This is a genomic window from Paracidovorax wautersii (assembly GCF_900113035.1).
GTDB classification, from domain to species: Bacteria; Pseudomonadota; Gammaproteobacteria; order Burkholderiales; family Burkholderiaceae_C; genus Paracidovorax; species Paracidovorax wautersii.
On record NZ_FONX01000006.1, the window covers coordinates 41,888 to 60,239 of the forward strand.

The 18,352-nt window shown below is 70.6% G+C and carries 20 protein-coding genes; all 20 read right to left on the reverse strand.

From position 1 onward, the window contains the following. Positions 1 to 21: 21 nt before the first annotated feature. On the reverse strand, positions 22 to 1,470 hold the full coding sequence (locus BM070_RS10785) for a conjugal transfer protein TraH (RefSeq protein ID WP_059400257.1): 1,449 nt from the start codon (positions 1,468 to 1,470) through the stop codon (positions 22 to 24). Between the two features lie 9 nt (positions 1,471 to 1,479). Continuing rightward, positions 1,480 to 2,355 (reverse strand): conjugal transfer protein TraF, encoded by an 876-nt coding sequence (traF, locus tag BM070_RS10790; protein ID WP_059400258.1) that lies wholly within the window; start codon positions 2,353 to 2,355, stop codon positions 1,480 to 1,482. A 7-nt stretch (positions 2,356 to 2,362) separates the two neighbouring features. Beyond that, positions 2,363 to 2,755, reverse strand: a complete 393-nt coding sequence (locus tag BM070_RS10795) for a hypothetical protein (protein ID WP_059400259.1) — start codon at positions 2,753 to 2,755, stop codon at positions 2,363 to 2,365. Continuing rightward, the gene (gene traN, locus BM070_RS10800) at positions 2,752 to 5,169 is read right to left on the reverse strand and encodes a type-F conjugative transfer system mating-pair stabilization protein TraN (protein WP_059400260.1); all 2,418 of its coding nucleotides are present in this window, start codon (positions 5,167 to 5,169) and stop codon (positions 2,752 to 2,754) included. The genes BM070_RS10795 and traN overlap by 4 nt, the downstream gene beginning before the upstream one ends. Before the next feature lie 7 nt (positions 5,170 to 5,176). Next, complete coding sequence (gene trbC, locus BM070_RS10805; protein WP_242455308.1) at positions 5,177 to 5,902, reverse strand: type-F conjugative transfer system pilin assembly protein TrbC; 726 nt, start codon at positions 5,900 to 5,902, stop codon at positions 5,177 to 5,179. A gap of 34 nt (positions 5,903 to 5,936) precedes the next feature. Beyond that, a complete protein-coding gene (locus tag BM070_RS10810; protein ID WP_059400262.1) occupies positions 5,937 to 6,956 on the reverse strand; it encodes a TraU family protein in 1,020 nt (339 codons plus the stop codon). After that, on the reverse strand, positions 6,953 to 7,573 hold the full coding sequence (gene traW / locus BM070_RS10815; protein WP_242455309.1) for a type-F conjugative transfer system protein TraW: 621 nt from the start codon (positions 7,571 to 7,573) through the stop codon (positions 6,953 to 6,955). Before traW ends, BM070_RS10810 begins: the two co-directional genes overlap by 4 nt. Positions 7,574 to 7,587: 14 nt before the next feature. Then, positions 7,588 to 7,989 (reverse strand): hypothetical protein, encoded by a 402-nt coding sequence (locus tag BM070_RS10820; RefSeq protein ID WP_059400264.1) that lies wholly within the window; start codon positions 7,987 to 7,989, stop codon positions 7,588 to 7,590. An 11-nt stretch (positions 7,990 to 8,000) separates the two neighbouring features. Then, entirely contained in the window at positions 8,001 to 8,588 is a 588-nt protein-coding gene (traF, locus tag BM070_RS10825) for a conjugative transfer signal peptidase TraF (RefSeq protein ID WP_059400265.1), read from the reverse strand. Next, the gene (locus BM070_RS10830) at positions 8,585 to 8,938 is read right to left on the reverse strand and encodes a hypothetical protein (protein WP_059400266.1); all 354 of its coding nucleotides are present in this window, start codon (positions 8,936 to 8,938) and stop codon (positions 8,585 to 8,587) included. The genes traF (BM070_RS10825) and BM070_RS10830 overlap by 4 nt, the downstream gene beginning before the upstream one ends. Further along, positions 8,935 to 11,517 (reverse strand): type IV secretion system protein TraC, encoded by a 2,583-nt coding sequence (traC, locus tag BM070_RS10835; protein WP_059400267.1) that lies wholly within the window; start codon positions 11,515 to 11,517, stop codon positions 8,935 to 8,937. Before traC ends, BM070_RS10830 begins: the two co-directional genes overlap by 4 nt. A 7-nt stretch (positions 11,518 to 11,524) precedes the next feature. Next, positions 11,525 to 12,196 (reverse strand): TraV family lipoprotein, encoded by a 672-nt coding sequence (locus BM070_RS10840; RefSeq protein ID WP_059400268.1) that lies wholly within the window; start codon positions 12,194 to 12,196, stop codon positions 11,525 to 11,527. Further along, a complete protein-coding gene (locus tag BM070_RS10845) occupies positions 12,193 to 13,041 on the reverse strand; it encodes a DsbC family protein (RefSeq protein ID WP_059400269.1) in 849 nt (282 codons plus the stop codon). Before BM070_RS10845 ends, BM070_RS10840 begins: the two co-directional genes overlap by 4 nt. Beyond that, complete coding sequence (locus BM070_RS10850) at positions 13,025 to 14,446, reverse strand: TraB/VirB10 family protein (RefSeq protein ID WP_059400270.1); 1,422 nt, start codon at positions 14,444 to 14,446, stop codon at positions 13,025 to 13,027. Before BM070_RS10850 ends, BM070_RS10845 begins: the two co-directional genes overlap by 17 nt. Further along, the gene (locus BM070_RS10855) at positions 14,443 to 15,447 is read right to left on the reverse strand and encodes a type-F conjugative transfer system secretin TraK (protein ID WP_059400271.1); all 1,005 of its coding nucleotides are present in this window, start codon (positions 15,445 to 15,447) and stop codon (positions 14,443 to 14,445) included. Before BM070_RS10855 ends, BM070_RS10850 begins: the two co-directional genes overlap by 4 nt. Beyond that, complete coding sequence (gene traE, locus BM070_RS10860) at positions 15,434 to 16,000, reverse strand: type IV conjugative transfer system protein TraE (protein WP_059400272.1); 567 nt, start codon at positions 15,998 to 16,000, stop codon at positions 15,434 to 15,436. Before traE ends, BM070_RS10855 begins: the two co-directional genes overlap by 14 nt. Positions 16,001 to 16,013: 13 nt before the next feature. After that, complete coding sequence (gene traL / locus BM070_RS10865) at positions 16,014 to 16,313, reverse strand: type IV conjugative transfer system protein TraL (RefSeq protein ID WP_059400273.1); 300 nt, start codon at positions 16,311 to 16,313, stop codon at positions 16,014 to 16,016. A gap of 30 nt (positions 16,314 to 16,343) precedes the next feature. Next, positions 16,344 to 16,706, reverse strand: a complete 363-nt coding sequence (locus BM070_RS10870; protein WP_059400274.1) for a hypothetical protein — start codon at positions 16,704 to 16,706, stop codon at positions 16,344 to 16,346. Between the two features lie 196 nt (positions 16,707 to 16,902). Next, positions 16,903 to 17,694 carry an OmpA family protein gene (locus BM070_RS10875; RefSeq protein WP_059400275.1) on the reverse strand — a complete coding sequence of 264 codons (792 nt, stop codon included), beginning with the start codon at positions 17,692 to 17,694 and terminating at the stop codon, positions 16,903 to 16,905. Positions 17,695 to 17,720: 26 nt separating this feature from the next. Continuing rightward, positions 17,721 to 18,332 carry a lytic transglycosylase domain-containing protein gene (locus BM070_RS10880; RefSeq protein WP_082136755.1) on the reverse strand — a complete coding sequence of 204 codons (612 nt, stop codon included), beginning with the start codon at positions 18,330 to 18,332 and terminating at the stop codon, positions 17,721 to 17,723. Positions 18,333 to 18,352 lie beyond the last annotated feature (20 nt).

Genomic DNA, 18,352 nt, shown 5'->3' on the forward strand with positions numbered 1-18,352 from the left:
GGTGCTGCCGCCCCATCGCCACTACCGGGTCACGTAGGCGGCCTGCTGGCCGAGCATGTCCATCACGTGCTGGGGCATGCTGGAGCGCAACTGGCGCTCCAGCTGTTCGAGGTGGCTGGCCACGGCACGGTATGAGCCGACCTTCTGGTACAGCAGGCTCTTTTCCTGGCTGAGCAGCAGCAGGATCGCCTGTGCGCGCTGGCGGATCTGGTTGGCCTGCTCGCGCTGGGTTTGCTGGAGCGTGTAGTCCTTGGCCAGCGCTGCCATGCCCACGCGCAGGTTGCGCTCCAGGAAGACATAGGCGTAATCGGCCGCGATCACGTCGCGGTACTGGCCGATCAGGCTGTCGGCCAGGCCCGAGCCGGGAATGCTGGTGCCGACCGAGAGCATCTTGTAGACCGGCTCCGTGGTCTGGTTGACGAAGCCGACCTCGGCCGAGTTGTTGGGGATGGGCGTGCGCGTCGCGATCTTGTCGGCGATCGAGCGCATCATGGCCTCGACCTTGGCGGTGAAGGGCACATGGTTGTAGGCGGTGTTGAGCGAGACGACGTCGCACGCCGTGTAGTCGTTGCAGCGCAGCAGGTGCTGGATGACGTTGTCGCCCGTGCCGGCGGCCTGGCCGTAGAGCAGCTGGCTGATCGAGGTGAGCGTCGGCGCGACCGGCTCCGGGTCGCGGCCGGACTCTTCGGGATAGTAGATGACGGTGCCGACCATGCTCATGATCAGTTCCCGCCCCGCGTCGTCGAGCGCGGCGCCGGTGTACTGCAGGGCCTTCCAGGTGAGGTTGCCCACGAACGGCGCCTTGTTGCGCACGTTGGCATCGCCCGAGGAACGCGCGGAGGACAGGATGCTGGGCCGGTCCGTGCCGCAGCGCTTGCGCGCCGCGTCCCGGTCGCTTTCCAGGCCCATTTCCATCGCGAGGTCCGCGCAGGTCTCCTGCGAGCTGTAGCCCACGGCCTCGGCCGCGGTGCTGACAATCGCCTTGGCGGTCTCGCAGGAGTTGATCCGCGCGTTGTTGATCCATGTCTCCAGGCCCTTGGCCCACTTGGTCAAACCGCCGAGCAAGGGAGACACGGCCTCCAGCGCGAGCTGGAAGGCGATGCCGGGCAAGGCGGCCGTAATGTTTCTCAACATGGCTTTGAATTCCTGCGCGGAGATGTGGCTGAAGCTGCCCCCGAAGACGTCGATCCCGCCGCAGCCCGCCTTGGCCGACGGGAACTGGATGGCGGCGAGCTGGTAGACCTTGTTGGGGGAGCGCATCATGAGGTTGCCGCCCGTGTAGGTGTTGTAGGTCTGGCCCCGGAAAGCGCCCGGTGCGGTGTAGTTGCCGATGGCGCCGAGGTTGGCGAACATGTCGTTCACCTCGCTGTTGAGGTCGGCCCGCGCGGACTGGCCCGTGGACAGCATCGCCAGGGACACGGCCAACGCGATGGCCCTGCTGCGGTGGATGGAGCGCGAGGGGGATGGCACGGGAACCTCCTAGGGCAGGGCCAGGTGCTGCGTTGCGCCCGGCAACATGGCTTCGCCCGCGGGCGACGTGACGATGGAGATGCGCTCCAGCAACTGCGACTCGGAGAGAACGCCGGAGCCGATCTGGGTGATCTTTCCGGAGGCGGGGTGGGCCAGGAACACGGCCGGCACCTGGGCGACGCGCAGCGCGGTGGCGATGCCGTTGTCGGGACGCGCGCGCGGGAATGCCGGCATGGGACCGCCGTCGACGCTCACCGCCTCGACCCGGATGCCGTGGCGTGCCTCGAAGGCCTGGAGGGTCGGGGCGAAGGCGTGGCAGTAGGGGCAGTCGCTGCGATAAAAGAAGATGAGGACGTGGTCGGCGCCCAGGGCGGCCACGGAGCCGGAGCGCTCGGCCCGCTGCTGCTGGTCAAAGACCTCCAGCGCCTGCGCGTTGACCGGGCGGCCCTGCAAGGTCGGGTCGAGCGCCGGGGTGGCCCAGGCGATGCGCTGGGCCATGTCGGCGAAGTAGGAGGCGCGGTCCACCACCTGCATCTCCAGCTCCATGTAGCGCCGCACGTTGGTCTCGGTCGGACGCATGATCGCGATGTTGCGCAGGTCTTCCAGCGCCTTCTGCAGCCGTTCGAACTCCACGAGCTCGGGCGGCCGGGGCGGCGCCAGCGGCCGTGCGGGCATGGGCGGGGCGGGGCGGGCGGAGGGCTCGCGCTCTTCGGCGGGAGGGTCTTCGTAGAAGTGCCAGCCGCGCCAGGCGTCCGACCAGTACGGGCGCGGCTCATCCTGGAGGGATGCGGCGGCGCCGTTCGCTGCCGCCGCCGTGCCGCCGAGCAGCATCAGTGCCAGGAGCAGCAGCCGCTGACGCGGGCAAGGAGCGTGGCCGGTCCTCATGGTGCCCTCACCGCAGCGACTTCGGCGGCAAGCCGTCGAGGCAGTAGTTGATGCCGAACTCGATGGTCTGCCTGCGCGGCGCGGCCACGTCGGGCAGCTTCACGCCTTCCTGCCAGAACAGCACCTTCAGCCGGCTGCAGCCCGGTTCGCGATAGCGCTTCTCGGTCGACACATCGATGTAGATGGGCGAGGTGGCCTCGAAGCGCTGGGTGATCGCGTCGGCGATCTCGCCGACGAGGACGCCATGCGCCATGCCGTCCGCGGACTGCAGCGCCGCCAGCAGGACGGGGCGGGCGTCCGCCACGGGGGTGCGGAACGTCTCGGCGCGTGGCTGCGCCATCAGAAGCGGGAAGAGGGCGGCGCCCGCGAAGGCGGCGGCCCGGCGCGCGGCGCAGTTCATTGGCACCTCCCTTCGCCGTAGTAGCAGTTGCTGGCGCGACCGGCGGCGCCGCTCTGCATCGCGCCGACGTTGGGCATGTTCGGGACGATCGAGGCATAGAACTCAGTGAGGTCCATGCGCGCGAAGTCCAGGGCCTGCAACTGCGCGATCGTGAAGCCCGAGCAGTCAGGCGCCTCGGCCGTTCCCCACCACTTCATGACCTGCAGGCGACCCTGCTCGTTGATGATCCGGGCCAGCACGGAGTTGAAGCAGCACTTGCTCGTCGTGTGCGTGATGCAGGAGACGCACTTGCCCAGGATCCGGATGCAAGAGGAGCAGTACGTGCCGACCGTGTGGCACAGGCGGGCGCCTTCCTTCATGGCGAGCTTGCCTTCCTCTTCGTCGCAGGACATGGCGGCCATCACGACGTAGATCACGATCGCGATGACGAGGCTCCATGGGTCGAAGGCCACGACCACGCTCTCGCCCGCGTAGAGCACCGAGGAACCGGCGGGCAGCGCGGTTCCGTTCACGGCGACCGTGACGCCGTAGGTGGTGAAACTGCCGGAGAAGCCGCCGCCCAGGAGCAAGGCCTGCATGCCCTGGTACAGGAACTGGCGGTTGCCGGCGTTCATCAGGGCGTCGAAGACCAGGCGCGAGCCCACGCCGAACATGCTCTGGTTGCTCATGCCCTTGCCCGCGCCGTCCGACATGCAGCAGTTCTTCAGCAGCCGGTCCCTGCAGCGGTTGGCCTCGCCCCGGAACACCTGCAGGTTGTCGGTGTCGAGGTAGACCCCGGCCTCGCGCCCGGCTTCCAGGAAGGACATGGCGCGGGCGAAATCCGCGTCGTTGGTGTAGGTGGTGTTGAAGCAGCTGCCGGCAATGCAGAAGACGTCCTTCGGGCAGTTGCGTGCCGTGACCGCGGAGCCCGGGGCGACCGGGCAGCTGTAGGTGTTCTCGGTGATCTCGCACAGCCCCGTGGCCGGGTTCGGCTGGCGGCAGGTGGTGCCAGTGGGCGTGCAGCCCGCGGTGGCCAGGGGCGCGCATTCGTCCGTGGGCGCGCCGTACTGGCAGGAGAGCGAGGTCTCGTAGCGCCAGCAGGAGCGGGTGACCGGCGCGCCGTCGATCTCCTTGGTGGCTGGCCCATCGACGCAGCGCGCCGCGCCGGTGACGGCGCAGCGTCCTTCTGCGTCCAGCGCCGGGCACTGGTCGTCCCACTGGTCGGTCTCGATGACGGTCGTGTGCGGCCGCTCGTAGCCCAGCGTCATCTGCGGGATGTACCCGTACAGCGGGTTGAGCCGGAAGCCCACCACGGGGCGGCTGCCGGCCGGCCGCCAGTAGGACCCCTGGAGGGTGCGCGTGATGTCCTCGCCCGGCGCGTCCTCGGGGTCCTCGCTGGGGGCGTAGCAGCGTCCCTCCTCGAGGTAGGTGGTCTGAACATCCCCGGCATCGCCTGCGGCGCCGGTCGTGTGGCCGATCCGGTCGCCGCTTTGCGTGCCGGCGGGGCAGGCGCCATAGATCTCCAGGAAGGGCCGTTCGGTCGTGCATTGCATGTCCCCCGAATCGCCGCCGCCACCCGTGCAGACCTGCCGGTATTCCTGGGCCACATAGCCGGTGACCCGGCAGTCGTCGCCATTGCAGCGGTTGTTGGCGACCCAGAGGCCGTTTCTGCCGCCGCCCATCGGATCCCCGCCGGGCAGCGGCGCCACGATCTGCGGGAACACGTACGCGCTGGTCATGTCGACGTCGAAGAAGGCCACCGGCGCGCCGCCCGCGGTCACGCGCATGCGCTGCTGCGAGGCTGGCTGGTCCGGCTTGCACTGCACGCCGAGGCCGATCGCTCCCGCGGTTCCCTGGGCAAACCACTCCCCGGGCGGGCAACTGCTGGTGCGCGAGACCGCCACGGACAGCGTGCGCGCGCAGGACAGCGCGGAAGCGCCGGAATACTGCCGGCACACGCGGGTCTCCGTGGCCGGCGTGGCCACCGTGTCGACCTGGCAGCCGGCGTAGAAGCTGGCAATGTCCTCTAGCTGGGTGGACGGGTTGGACGCGATGCGGCGGGCATCCAGCACGGCGGGGTCGTACGGAGACACCGGCTCGCGCGGCGTGTGGGCCGAGGCCCGGGCACCCAGCAGCGCCTGGCACACGGGGTCGTTCGGAGTCATCGCGCAGCCCGCTAGCCGGGCGCTGGTCTGCCCCGAGAGGTTGGGCTGCCCGTAGTAGAGCCGCTCGGGCGGCGCGTTCGTGTAGCCCGGCACCACGGCGGAGGCGTCCGGGGCATTGATCGCGCCGCGGATGACGGGATTCGCGGCCTGGCCCGCAGCCGTGCCCTCGGCGTGCGCGCCGGTCTGCGCCGCGGTCTGGGTGGTTACGAAGCAGGCGAGCGTGGCCCAGACCACGGCCCGGCGCAGGAGGAGGGAGAGCGTGAGAAGCATGGTGGCGCTACTCCTTCAGCCGCCGCAGAAAGCCCGCCGCGTCGCCCTGGAACGCCGGCGCAGCGCGCACCATGTGCTCCAGCGCATAGTCCAGGCTCACGTCGCCGGCCGCGCGCAGGAAGGCCTCGGGCGGCGCGCAGGTGCCGCTGGCGCACGAGACCGGGCGCGTGCCGTCGCGCACCAGCACGAAGCTGGGCACGCGCTCGATCGAGAACCGGTCGTAGGCCTGCGGGTCGATCTGCACCGCCACCTGGCGCGTGCCGATGAGCGGCTGCACCTGCGCCACGGTCTCGCGCAGCGACCCCTGTGCGAGTCCGCGCAGGATCACGGAGGCGCGCGCGCGCGCGGCCTGGTCGATCAGCCGCTGCAGCGCAGGGCGCGGCATGGACAGGCTCACGAAGACCATCAGCCCAGGCCCCTGCGCCAGCCCTTCCGCGGCCTGCATGGCGCCCGCCTGCGCGGCATAGCCCCGCGCCAGGGCCTCGAGGTCGATCGGCATGTTCGTCGCGGGCCGGGGCAGCGCATCGATGGCGGGGGCCGGCGCCGGGGGCGCCGCCTTCAGCTCCGCTTCTGCGGGCATGCGGTGCTTGCGCCGGGCCTGATCGATGTCCTGCTCGGTGACGGTGGGCTGCTCGCGGCGCACCCGCTCGAGGTCTGCATCGGTGATGGCGGGCGCGGCCGGACCCACGACTGGCCCGGCGGCAGGGGATGCCGCCGCGTGGACGGCGAGCACGAACGCCAGGACGAGCTTCCGCCCGCGGAGAAGGTCAGTAGCCCACACAGCAGTTCCTCTTGCGAAACAGGATGAAGGCGAAGTCCTCGCCCTGAACGGGGTACTCCTTGCCGGCGCCCCAGGTGACGGTCTGGCGCCCGAACGGCTGGCAGCACTTGCCGGCCTCCTTCGACGTGGCCGGGATCGGGTAGGTGAGCTGGGTCTTGTAGGCGGCCTTGTCCATGACCGGCAGGAAGTACGGCCCGCACAGGCCGGCCTGGCCGTGCCAGCCCCAGGCGATGAGTTCCCGGTGCATCTTGGCCGTCAGCCGCTGGGCCATCAGCGCCGCCGTGCGTACCCCGCCCATGTGGTACGGCACGTGGCCGTTCATCGGGTAGAGGCCGCCCTGGCAGCCCGCGCACCAGAACATCTCGCGGATGCCAAAGCCCATCGAGGCGGCGACGCAGTCGGCGGCGCAGGCCGCGACCGCCACGGGGTTGGCGAACAGCACCGCGTCGGGATTGATGATCAGCGTGAGCTCGTCGTCGGCCCAGAGCGGGTCGACCTCGGTGAGGTATGCAAGGTCGAAGCTGCCCTTCTCCAGGCAGGGGAAGTCGGTCACCACCTCGAGGTAGTAGAGGATGGGGTTCACGTAGAAGTGGGCCTGGTAGAACGATCCGCCGTCGCCGTCGCCCTCGGGACGCGTGAAGCGCGCGGCCTCCGGCGCGGGGATGCCCGGGTCGAGGTCGATGCCGCCCAGCGAGGCCAGGCAGAAGGGCTTGCGCACCGCCTCGACGTGGCGGGCCGGTTCCCAGAAGCCGATCGACAGGCCGATCACCGGGTTGACGCCGCAGGTGCACAGCGGGCTGCCTGGGTTGTCGATGTCCTCCTGCGAACCGAAGTCGCCGATGCGCGCGCCCCCGATGCTCAGGGGCAGGATGCAGCTCCAGCAGATGTCGGTGATCGGGTTGGGAAACCTGCCGGTGCAGGTGGTCGCGCCCGCGGCCGCGCAGCCTCCCGCCAGGAGGAGCCCGGCCAGCCAACGGAGCGTGTGGGTGAGCAGGCGCGGTTTCATCGCTCCACCTCCATCTCGTCGATGCGCAGCCGCTTGCCCTCCTGGGACACCAAGGCGGGCACCTGCGTGATCCCCAGGCGCCGCGTGAGCATCCCCTGCTGGTCGTAGTAGACCGGGACGCGCCAGGCCTTCATGAGATCGAGGTAGGAGCCTGCGGTCAGGATGGGCTTGACCTTGCCCTGGTAGTGGGCGACCAGCTGGTGCGCGCGACGCACTTGACGGGCGTCGCGCGCGTCGAAGAACAGCAGGTGGCGCGACAGGGAGACGATGTCCAGGGGATTGGCCTGCGTGCCGGCGGCGAAGAGAAGCTCGCCGTGCGCGCCCAGGATGTTGCGGTCGAGCGTGTAGGTGGGGTCGAAGTAGAAGGAGCGCGGAAACGCCGTGGTCCGCACGCCGGGGACCGGCACCGGGTTCCTCACCGTGTCGGTGCCGCGTGCCCGCGCCTCCTGCTCGACGCGCGCCAGCTCGCCCGAGCGCTCCTTCTCGCGCAGCCGTTCCTCGATCATGCGCAGCAGGTGCGGCTCGGTGATCCCGTACGTCGGCCCCAGCGCGCCGAGGTCCGTGGCGCGGGCGGTCGTGCCGCCACTGGCCAGCACGACGAGCAGGGCGGCCGACAAGCAGCCGCCGGGTCTCATCGCCCGGCTCCACGAGGGCAGGGGACCTGGGCCACCAGCCGGTCGCGCGCGGCCTTGTCCTGCAGCTGGGCAGCGCGCATCAGGCCCATGAGCGCCGGGTGTCCCTCGCCTTCGGAGATGGCCTGGCGCAGTTCTGCCGTGGTCGGCGCGCGGCCGCAGCGCAGTTGCACGGCCGCGATGTAGGTGCGTGCGCCCTGTTCGGCCGACGGAGCGATCTGCCGCAGCAGGCCGAGGTAGTCGGTGATCGGCATGTCGCCCTGGGCGGTGGCCACGGTGGATGCGCCGAGCGGACCGAACGCCGGGCTGGTTTGGGCGGGCGCGGCGCTTGCGGCCAAGCCCATCACGGCCAGCAGCGCGATCAGGTTGGCGCGATGGACAGTGTGGAATGCGGGAGGCATGGTCCGGTTCCTCAGAAGATCGGCATCACGACGCCTACCACCTGCTCGTCGCGCACCAGGCCACTCTCGGCGTAGCGCGAGTCGAAACTGTGGAGGCCGATGCCCTGCACGTAGTAGTGGCCCGGAGGAATGACCACCGGCGCGATGGGCGCGAGCGGGTGCCCGTCGTAGGCGTGGGTCTTGGCCCGGCCCACGGCCTCGCCGTTGACGAAGACCGTGCGGTCGGAGACCGTCACGATGTCGCCGGGCAGGCCCCGCACGCGCTTGAAGAACGGCTGGCCGCGCAGGCCCCGGTAGTGCGCCTGAGCCTCGCCCGCGAACGCGAACACAATCAGGTCGCCGCGCCGTATGGGCTGCTGGTGGAACTGCATGAGTGCCACGTGGTACGGCAGGCTCGGCGTCCAGTTGACGAGCAGGGGCACGCGCGGCGTCGGGTCCAAGAACAGGCGCACGTAGGCGAAACCCCAGACCGCGAACACCGGCAGGTAGAGGTACCAGCGCCGGCGCATGTGGCGCAGGAAGTCGATGAAGGATCGGGTGCGCTGGCGCCACCAGCCCGGCGCCAGTGCTGCGTCATCGGAGACGGTGTCCACGGTCATGGCTGTTCCACCTTCCGGCGCAATGCCGGCGTCAGGTCGCGGCTGTTCGGCGCTCCCGCGATCGCGCTCTTGATCACCACCAGGCAGCCGCATTCGCGAGGCAGCTCGTCCAGCGCCGCGGGCAGCCGCTGCGAGAAGCGGCGCGCGAGCGCGAGCGCCCTTTCGCGCTCGGCCTCTGTGCCGCCGCTGGTGAGCAACTGCGTGAATTCGGCTTCCTTCGTGCGGTAGACCTCGGAGAGATCCACCACGCCCACCACCAGGGCGGGGCGCAGCACCCAGCGGTCGTAGGCGGCGAGACCCGCGGCGAGCAGCAGCGCAGCGACCAGTGCATGCAGCAAAACGGCCTTCATAGCGCATGCCCCCGCTGGCGCAGCAGCTCGGTGATCGCCTCGTCGATCGACAGGCCCTGGGCGCGCAGTGCGTCGATGGGGGCGTTGTCCTCCAGCTTGTTCGAGAACAGAAGGTGCGTGGCCGGGTCCAGGATGTTGCGCGCCACCCCTTCGCCGACGGGCGAGGAGATGTAGACCTCCGAGAACGCGCCGGCCTCGGTGCGCAGCGAGTTGAGCAGGCGCTTCTTGGGCTCGTCCATCGACAGGCGGGCCTTGCGGTCCAGCATCTCGATCGATTCGGGCTTCTGGCGCAGCAGGAAGACCCAGTCCGAGCAGGCGAACGCCGCCTCCATCTGGGCCGACCCGTAGTAATCGTCGGCGCTCTGCGTGGCCGTGCCGAGGGCGCCGCCATACTTGCGCGCACGCCGGGCTGCCTCCTCGACCACAGCGGCCTTGATCGGGTCGTCGGCGCCGATGTCGCCCAACTGCTGCTTCAGCTCATCGATGAAGAGCACCTTGCGCCGGTTGCGCGTGAGGTACATCTCCCCCGTGATCTGGTGCAGCAGGAGGATGTTGACGACCGCGTGCAGGTCCGGGCGGCGCTTGAGTTCCTCATTCTCGATGACGATGAAATCGTTGCTGAAATCGACGTTGGCCCGGCCCTCGAAGAAGCGCTCGTACTGCCCACCCTTGGCATAGGGATTGAGCATGATGGCGAGATCCCGGATGCGCGGATCTCCCCGGACGCCCAGCTCCTCGATGGTCCCGGTCTTGAAGGCGTCGCGCAGGCCCGTGATCGTGAGGTCCCTGCCGTGCTCGCGCCAGAGCTTGAGGATCATGGCCGAGATGGCCTTGCGCTGGACCTCGTCCAGCGAATGCTGCATCGAGCACATCTTGCTGATGCCCGGCACCAGCATGTCGATGTCCTCGTTGATGTCGTGCACGATGGTGAACGGGTTCAGGCAGATGTCCACATCGGGCCGGAATTCGATGTACGTTCCCTTGGCCTTGCGGCAGAGCTTCTCGAAGCTGCGCCCGAGGTCCAGCATCCAGACCTTGGCGCCAATCGCGCGGTAGGACCACGCGAGCTCGTTCATCAGCACGGACTTGCCGCTGCCCGGCGCGCCGATGATCGCGAAGTTGTAGTTGCCGAGATCGTTGTCGAAGAGGTCCAGCGTCATGATCTGGCCGCGCCGGCCGCCGAACACCAGGGCCGGGGTGCGGGTGCCGCGCCATTCCGCGATCAACGGCGCCATGTGGATCGCGTTGGCCATGGTCTTGCGCGTGACGCGGCGCATCTTGGACAGGTCCTTGTGCATGCGCGGCGTCAGCGTCATGGGCAGGCTCGCGAGCAGGGCCTGGCGGTGCATGTAGGCGTCGGCGTTGAGCTGGAATCCGCGCGCGCGCCAGATCGCATTGGCTGCCTCGTGCGCCGAGGCGGCCTTGTCCGGCTGGGTGAAGATCGCGAGCTGGTGGTACAGGCTCACGAGATTGCCGCCGGTGTCCAGCGCATTGGCCGCCGCGGACCAGTCGTCGAGCTTCTTCCTCACATCCGGCATCACGTCGGCCATCCTGCTCTTGGCGTTCTGCGTGGCGCGCACGTGGTTCGCCGTGACCACCGACTTAGTGACGTTCGGATCGAGGATGTGCACCCCCAGCGTGATCAGGAACGGCGCGCTGTACTGCAGGGCCGGCTGCATCAGGTCACCAATGAGCGAACCCATCTGCCACAACGCGAACCGCTCGGGGAACGACTTGATGGAGTAGAAGCGCGCTTCCAGCATTTCCTCGCTCGTGCCCTTCCAGAACGTGATGCCCGACGGATGCGGATCCTGGACGGTGTCGAAGTCCACGATCTGGTCGCGGATCTCGCGCCCGTCGTCGTAATGCAGCCAGCGGTCGTCGTCGGCGTTCAGGTCCTCGGCGTCCGAATGGGCGATCCGGTCCGGGTTGGTGAACAGGGCGCACCAGTTGATCAGGTCGGCCGCGTCGCACACGCGGTTGGGCAGCATGGCCGAGCGCAGGGTCGCGGCCATCGAGTCGCGCAGCGTCAGCAGCGCGTCGCGGCGGTTGAGGTCCGCGGCGCTGCCCGGGAAGGACACGCTCAGCATGAGCCGGAAGTCCCGCAAGGTGTAGTGGAAGCCTGCGGTGAGCGAGGCCTTCGTGCCGCGCAGCAGGTGCTGCACGCGCTGGCGCGCGAGCCTGCGGAACAGGTTCTCGTTGGGCACCGGCCGGCCAAAGGGCCGCGCCTTCTCGGCCTGGTCCTCGTCCTCGATACGCAGGTTGGTGTACTGGCGCAGCTGCTGGCGGATGTGCGGCGAGGCGAACAGGTGGAACTGCAGGCCGGTGCCGGGCGGGCAGTTGGCGTACAGCGAGACCAGCACCTCGGACATGCGCTCGTCGGCGCCCGACTGCGGCATCACCTCGAGAAGGAAGCCCATCCCTTCGCGATTGACGAAGATCTTCTCCTCGGCCAGGTAGGCGGAATAGGGCAGCCAGCTCGCGAACTGCTCGGCCGGGATGTCGGCCGGCATCCCGAAGGGAAACAGGGGGGCGGCGTGGCGTTCGCCGTGACGTGCTTCGGTGGAAGGCAGGCGCATGGCGGCCTCACTGCGGTCGTGGCCCCGTGCCGGCCGGCGGTGGGCGCAGCAGCGGGAAGGAATTGAACGGCGCGGGGCGTTGCAGCGCGCTCTCTGCGGCGCCCGCCGGCCCGGCCTCCGCGGGTATCGGCCCGGCACCCGGCTCGGTGGTGCCGGAGGGGGTTGCGGGCACGGCGGGCGGGGGGCGCAGCGGCGCGTACTGGTCGCGGATGCGCTGGCGCACGTGGTCGATCTGCCAGCGACCGGCATCGACCTGGACGTAGACGAAGCCCTGGTCCCAGAGGTCGCCGTCCGCATCCTCCCACGGCTTGGTCCACAGCCGCAGCACCCGCGCCTCGGATCGCAGCGCCATGCCGGGCACGCCGCCGGCGGCGTCGATCGCGGGCGCGGCGGCCGCGAATGGTTGGCGGGGCGGTGCGGCGGCGGCCGGGACAGCGTCAGGAGCCCTGGCCTTGGCGCGGGAGGTGGACGGCTCGCCCGGCGCGGTGGCGGAGGCCCGCTGGCTCGGCAGGTTCTCGTGCAGGGCGTTGACGTAGGTTCCCGACACCGACTCGCAGGCCACCCCATCGGGGGCCGCGCAGGCGTACTTGGATCCGCCACTAAGCCCCGACATGTTGACGCACCCGGCCAGGGGGATCAGCGCGGCGAACGCACCGAGGTGCAGCGGCCGGGTCCTCATGGCCGTGCGCCCGCCGTGCCGGACTTCGTACCGGCCACCTTCGCGGCCTCCGCGAACCTGGCCTCCAGCGCGGTGCGCCCGATGTAGCCGTCCGTGCGGATGCCGTCGGCCCAGATCAGCGTCGGCGTACCCTGCACGCCCAGGCGGCGGGCCAGCTCGAGGTTGCGCCCGATGGGGTGGTCGCAGTGCGCGTCGGACCGCAGCAGGCTGGCGTCCGCCTGCAGCATCCACTGGCGCCAGGCGCGCTCGCGGTCGGCGGCGCACCAGATCGCGATCGGACGGGCCTCGCCCTGGAAGGGCAGGAGAAAGGTGTAGACCGTGACGTCGTCGATGCTGGCGAGCTCGGGCTCGAGCTGCTTGCAATAGATGCAGTTGGGATCGCTGAAGACCGCGACCTTGCGCCCCCCGTTCCCGTGCACCGTCCGGATCGCGTCGGCCAGCGGCAGCTGCTCCAGGGAGACGGTTGCCACCGTTCGAGACACCGGCTCGGACGGCCCGCCCGGGCCGGTGCTGCGCTGCGCGATCCGCGGGCCCGTGATGTCGCGCATGTCTTGCGTGTCGAAGAGGCGGCCGAAGACGAAGAAGCGCGGGTTGGCCGCCGGCACATAGGCGACGTTGCCGTTCATCCAGACCTCGTAGAGCCCTTCGACGTCGGTACGCGACACCTCGGTGAACTGCGTGCCGGGGTGCGCCTTGCGCAGCGCAGCGAGGAGCCGGGCCTCCTCGGGCGTCGCGGCGTTGCCGGCCGGCAGGGCGGCGAGCAGCGCCGCACACAGTGCGGCCTCAAAAAGCAATGCGGCGGTGCGCGAGCGGCGCAGGCGCACGGGTTCAGTAGTTGCCATCATCGGTGGCCTCCAGGTAGCGGGTTTCGGGGGAGGGGGAGGGGCCGGCGGTGGGCCCGGCCATGGCGGTCATCGGCACGTCGATGCGCACGCCCTTGGTGATCACCACGTCGATCTGGCGGCCGGCGTCCACCTCGATGACGGGGAAGGTGTTCTCGGCCAGCTTGATGTAGTACTGGGCGAGGCGGTCCAGCGCCTTGCCCACGCCCTGGCCCAGTCCAGCGCGGTAGGCGTCCGCGTTGCTGTCGGCGCTGGCGATCGTCCCCAGGGCCGAGGTGCTGTAGGTGGTGTTGGCGGTGGACAGTCCCTGGCCGATGCCGCTGACCACACCTGCCAGCAGGGCGTTGGCGAGCATCTGCCCTTGCTTGGTCACGAGGCGGCCGCGCATGCCGACCTTGCCGTCCTCGCCGTAGACGCTGCCCTGGATGCGCACCTCCAGCGTCGCGCCGTCGGCGCGCACGCAGGACAGGTTCTCGGTGCGCAGGTACGCGCGCTCGGAGCTGATGTCGCCGTAGCCGGCGGCGACCACGAAGCACTCGCGGTACTCGCCACGGAACCGGTTGGGAAGCACCGAGTTGTCCGAGAGACGGATCAGCACGGGATGCGGGTTGCTCTGCGACTGTCCGCCCGTGGGTGCGTCCAGGCCTCCGAGCAGGATTCCCCGCGTGAAGCTCACGGGCAGGAAGGTCGAGACGGTCTTCTGCGTGCTGGAGGACGCGCCTGGCGCGCCGTCTCGGGCAGCCTGTCCATCCCCGCTGCCGGTGGCCACCGCGCGGGACCGGTCCACCAGAGTGACGCGCGAGATGGTCGGCGTGGGAGGCACGGGAGGCGTGGGCGGCTGCAGGCTGGGCGCGCCGGCGGGCATCGCGCCTGCCCCCGCAGCCGACGGCGCCGGGGGCGGCGGCAGGCTCGCAGCAGGCGGCATGGCGACCGGGCTCGCCGGCGCGGGCGGCGGTGGCGGCGGCGCGGGTGGCGCAGGAGGGGGCGCGGCCGGGGGCTGCTGGTTCGCGGTCAGGCGCTTCTCCAACTCCGCGAAGCGCTGCATCGTCCGCCCCTCGAAGGCCTGGCGCTCCTTGTTGAGCCGGTTCTGCTCGTCGCGCTCGGTCTCGTACTGCGCGAGCTTGCGGCCCGCGGTGCCGACCCACTGGTCGAGCGGGTTGACCTGCGCGCCCGGCGGCAGCACGCCGATGTTGGTGACGTCGCCTGGCTGCACCTGGGGAGCGCTGCCGCCGCGCGGCTGCGGCCCCGGCCCGGCGAAGCTGAAGATCAGCCAGAGCAGTCCGATGCCGGCCGCGAGGATTGCGCCCAGCAGGGCGTACTGCCGCTGGCGCGGCGAGAAGCGGTCCATCAGTCCGCGCACGGCGTAGCCGGGCGGGCGGCCGCCCGGGGGCATGGAGGGCGCGTTCATCGTTCGCCTCCCCGCCGGATCACGTAGACGCTGGTGCTCTCGCCCGGCCGCAGGCTGTGGTGCTCGATCGCCACGCCGACGGTCTCGCCGCCGGCGCGGCTGTCGGGGCGGTCGAATTCCTGCTCGGCCAGCACCATCGGCGCCGCGCTGACGTTCTGGAGCAGGTACTTCTCGCCGGTCAGGCCCCGGCCCTCGTACTGGCGCAGCAGCGTGAGGCGTGCCTCGGCCCAGAGCTGGACCGGGCGGGAGCGCTCCTCGACCCGGACGTCCGGCGGCACGCGGTCGGACGCCATGGCCACCAGCAGCGCCTTCATCGCGCGCACGTGGCTGGGCGCGGGGCCCGAGGGGGCGGCCTCGGCGGCGGCCGGGCGCAGCGCGCGCGGCGTCTTGTCGCGGATGACGATGGTGTCTGCGGGCGTGTCCGAGCGGCGCAGCAGCAAGGTGTAGGTGGCGGAGGCCGAGGCCACGAAGAGGTTGATCGGCTGGGCCGCATCGCCGACCGGGCGGATGTAGATTTCGCCCTTGTCGCGATCGCACTCGACGATGACCTCCCCGGCCGGATTGACCGCGGGCGATGAGAACGCACCCGCGGGGGAGAGTCCGGGCGTGGCGGAGGGCGAGCCGGGCGAGGCTGGCGGTGCGGAAGCGGGCATCGGCGGGCCGCCGCAATGGCTGGAATGGATGTTGCCGAACACGTCGGTGATCGGCGTGCCCTCGATGCGGATGCGCGTGGGCTCCTTCAACGACACGATGGCCTCGGCGGCGACGCCGTCGCTCGCCTCGACGACCTGCAGCGCATGGGCATGCAGCCCGAAGGACAGGGCCGTGACGAGGAGGATCCGCCGCGCGGCGGGAGGCAGTCGCTTCCAGCGCTCGCGTGTCGGCGGCAAGGGCACGCGTGCTGGCGCGGTTGCGGCGCGCGCGGCCGGGCCTGCGCCGCCGACGGCGCGGCGGGCCACGGGCAGGCGCAGTGGCGTGCGCGCGGTGTCACTTGACCGCATAGGGCACCTCCTTGAATCCGATGACGTGCATGCGAGCGCCGGCATGACCGAAGTCGATGCGGTAGGCCTTGAGTTCGTTGGCGGTCTCGTAGCCGTTCACGAGGGTGCGCAGGCGTCCGCGCACGACCAGCGACTGCGCTTCCTCGCTGGCCACGAGCTGCTGCGGCGCGAATGCCGTCGCGGCGTTGATGCGCTTGAGGCGCTCCGCCTCGACTTCCTGGCGCGCCTTGAGCGCGCCGTATTGCGCCGGGTCGACGTAGCCGAGCAGGATGTCCTTCTTCCAGTCGATGGAGCTGGGGGTGACGTCCAGGATCAGCCAGGCGACGAAGCTGCCCATCTGCTCGAGGTACTCGCTCGATGCCTGGTCGGCCGTGACCCAGAAGGTCTTGCTCAGCGACGGTGGAACGACCACGGTGCGCACCGTCCCCAGGAGCTGGAGGATGACGATGAGCGCGACGAACAAGCCCGCGGCCAGCGCGCCCACGGCCAGGCCCAGTCCCCGGTTGCGCCGGCGTAGCTCCTTGAGGTCGCCGCTGAGTCGCTCGAAGTCCATGGTGCGCCTCGGCTCAGCCGACCATCCGGCGGAGATGGGACGGCGGCGTCACGCGCATCGACGTCGCCGGGTTGGTCGGCAGGTGCCAGTAGAGCCAGTGGAGGGCGAACGCGGGGTGCTTGTCCGCCTTGAGGCGCGATATCCAGCGCGAGATGGCGAACCCGGCGGCCATGCAGACCGCGAACGCCACCTTGCTCGACGACAGGTAGCCGACGAAGAACATGAACACGATGGGCGCGGCGACGTCCACGTCCCAGAAGCCCAGCTTCCAGCTGTCGTCGAGACGCCGCGGGATGTAGGTGTCCGCTTGCATGGGGGCCTCCGGAATCGGGTGCGCCGGGGCTCAGACGACCGCGCCCATGATCGCGCCGGCGATCACCAAGCCGACCGCCGCGAAAATGGCCAGGCCGACATAAAAAAGGACGGGGCCGAAGTTGCGCAGCGCCGACAGCGAGATCAGCGCGACCACGAAGCCGACGAAGCCCACGAGCGCCTTGATGCCGGGGCCGAGTTCCGCGATCTGCGTCAATGCGCTGGTGAGCGGCCCGGTGATGCCCGTGAAGGCCACCAGGTCGAGTGCATGGCTCGGGAACGCGAGCGCCAGTCCCGCGATGGCGAGCGCCAGCAGACAGACGAAGGCGATCAGCTTGCGCGCGGACGAGCGCCGGGCGGCCGGTGCGGGGGCGGAGAGGATGGCGATGCTCATGAAGAACTCCTTTGGAAATGAAGGACTGAGGGACGGGACGGCCGGATGGCGGGCCGGAGGCGCTCGGGCCGCCGGTAGCTGCCGGAGGTGGAGCCGCTGCGGCGCGGCGCGGTGGAGCCCGCGGGCTCTTCGGGTGGATCCGGGCGAAGGCCGCCGGGGGCCGGCAGCGTCCGGATGGCGTCCGTAGGGCGCGTCCTCATGGGGCGTCCTCCGGATCGGATGCCGAGAGCGTGATCTCGACGCGCCGGTTCGCGAAGCGGCCTTGCGCGGTGTCGTTGCTCGCGGCGTAGCAGCACGCTCCGGCGGCCTCGATGTCCACGGCCGCCGGCCAGCGCGGGAGGCGGTGGCGCAGGTGGTCGCGCACTGCGCGGGCGCGCGCCATTGCCAGCGCGTCGTTCACGGCCTGGGGTCCGGCGCTGTCGGTTCTGCCGACGATGCGAAGCCGGTGCAGCGCTCCGGCCTCCGAGGCCTGGCCGGCAGCGGTGTCCAACTGCGCCCTGGCCGCCTCGTTCAGCCGTGCGTCGCCGAACGGGAAACGCACGGTCACGGCGATGTCGCCGCGCCGCTGCGGCCTGGCTGCGCCTTCGGGCTCATCCGGTCTGTCGGGAGATGCGGGGGACGGCTGCGGCGTGGCCGGGACCGCGGTGCCGGCCTCGTGACCCTTCGATGCGGGAGCTTGCTGCGCGGAAGCTTTGCGCGGCGTCTCCGGCGAGGCGAGGGGCGCAAGCGATGCCGGCCTCGGGCCTTGCTCGGCATCGTGTTGCCGTGCGGGAGCAGCCTGCGCAAGGGTCTTGGGCGTGACGCGGGGGCACGCGTCGTCGCTGCACAGCACGAACGGTGCGAAGCGGGCTGTGTCCATCCGGGGGCCGCTTTCCGCCTGCGCGATGCGCAGCGCACCCGTGTGCGGTGCGGCCGCGGCCGGCGCCGCCGCCGAGGGGGCTGCCGGCGGACGCAGCAGGGCGCAGGCGCAGAGCGCGAGTGCGCCCATGCAGCCGGCGATCCAGGTCCCGCACCTCATGGCGCCACCCTCGGGCTGATCCGCACGTGGTAGCGCACGGAGGCCGCCGGGCGGGCCGCCGCTGCGACCGCCGTGCCTGTGCCCGTGCGCGTGCCGCCAGCGGCGGGACCGCGGGACGGGGACGATTGCGCAGCGACGGCGGCAGCCGGCATGGCGGCCGGTGTCTGCGGCAGCCGGCGGTAGACCTTCCACGCATACTCCGAACGGGCCCGGGCGCATGCCTCGCCCTTGAGTTGCGAGCACGCGGCGTTGTAGGCGCCTACCGCGTTCCACGTGACGCCGTGGCGCGCGAACGCATCGGCGAGCAGCCAGGCGCCGACCTGCAGGTTGGTGCAGGGGTCGTACAGATGCGCCTCGGTGATCCCATGGCGCGCGAGCTTCGGGAGGTGCGAGCTGTTGATCTGCATCAGCCCGATGTCCCGCGTGCCGGTGCGTGCCTGGTGCGTGTTGTTGACCGCGCGCGGATTGAGCCCGGACTCGACGCGGGCCACGGCATAGAGAAGGTGGGCGGAGATGCCGTAGCGTTGCGCCGCGACGTCCCAGCACGCGCTCGCCGTGCCCGGCGCGGCGTGCAGCAAGAGTGCGGCGATGAACGGTAGAGATCGCATGACTTGTCCCATGGATGGCG

What these genes read in the sequence shown, in the direction of transcription:
- traF (WP_059400258.1), bottom strand. Translation starts at nt 2,355, where the DNA reads ATGAGGACCGGCCACGCTCCTTGCCCGCGTCAGCGGCTGCTGCTCCTG.
- BM070_RS10795 (WP_059400259.1), bottom strand. Translation starts at nt 2,755, where the DNA reads ATGAACTGCGCCGCGCGCCGGGCCGCCGCCTTCGCGGGCGCCGCCCTC.
- traN (WP_059400260.1), bottom strand. Translation starts at nt 5,169, where the DNA reads ATGCTTCTCACGCTCTCCCTCCTCCTGCGCCGGGCCGTGGTCTGGGCC.
- BM070_RS10810 (WP_059400262.1), bottom strand. Translation starts at nt 6,956, where the DNA reads ATGAAACCGCGCCTGCTCACCCACACGCTCCGTTGGCTGGCCGGGCTC.
- BM070_RS10820 (WP_059400264.1), bottom strand. Translation starts at nt 7,989, where the DNA reads ATGCCTCCCGCATTCCACACTGTCCATCGCGCCAACCTGATCGCGCTG.
- traF (WP_059400265.1), bottom strand. Translation starts at nt 8,588, where the DNA reads ATGACCGTGGACACCGTCTCCGATGACGCAGCACTGGCGCCGGGCTGG.
- BM070_RS10830 (WP_059400266.1), bottom strand. Translation starts at nt 8,938, where the DNA reads ATGAAGGCCGTTTTGCTGCATGCACTGGTCGCTGCGCTGCTGCTCGCC.
- traC (WP_059400267.1), bottom strand. Translation starts at nt 11,517, where the DNA reads ATGCGCCTGCCTTCCACCGAAGCACGTCACGGCGAACGCCACGCCGCC.
- BM070_RS10840 (WP_059400268.1), bottom strand. Translation starts at nt 12,196, where the DNA reads ATGAGGACCCGGCCGCTGCACCTCGGTGCGTTCGCCGCGCTGATCCCC.
- BM070_RS10845 (WP_059400269.1), bottom strand. Translation starts at nt 13,041, where the DNA reads ATGATGGCAACTACTGAACCCGTGCGCCTGCGCCGCTCGCGCACCGCC.
- BM070_RS10850 (WP_059400270.1), bottom strand. Translation starts at nt 14,446, where the DNA reads ATGAACGCGCCCTCCATGCCCCCGGGCGGCCGCCCGCCCGGCTACGCC.
- BM070_RS10855 (WP_059400271.1), bottom strand. Translation starts at nt 15,447, where the DNA reads ATGCGGTCAAGTGACACCGCGCGCACGCCACTGCGCCTGCCCGTGGCC.
- traE (WP_059400272.1), bottom strand. Translation starts at nt 16,000, where the DNA reads ATGGACTTCGAGCGACTCAGCGGCGACCTCAAGGAGCTACGCCGGCGC.
- traL (WP_059400273.1), bottom strand. Translation starts at nt 16,313, where the DNA reads ATGCAAGCGGACACCTACATCCCGCGGCGTCTCGACGACAGCTGGAAG.
- BM070_RS10870 (WP_059400274.1), bottom strand. Translation starts at nt 16,706, where the DNA reads ATGAGCATCGCCATCCTCTCCGCCCCCGCACCGGCCGCCCGGCGCTCG.
- BM070_RS10875 (WP_059400275.1), bottom strand. Translation starts at nt 17,694, where the DNA reads ATGGGCGCACTCGCGCTCTGCGCCTGCGCCCTGCTGCGTCCGCCGGCA.
- BM070_RS10880 (WP_082136755.1), bottom strand. Translation starts at nt 18,332, where the DNA reads ATGCGATCTCTACCGTTCATCGCCGCACTCTTGCTGCACGCCGCGCCG.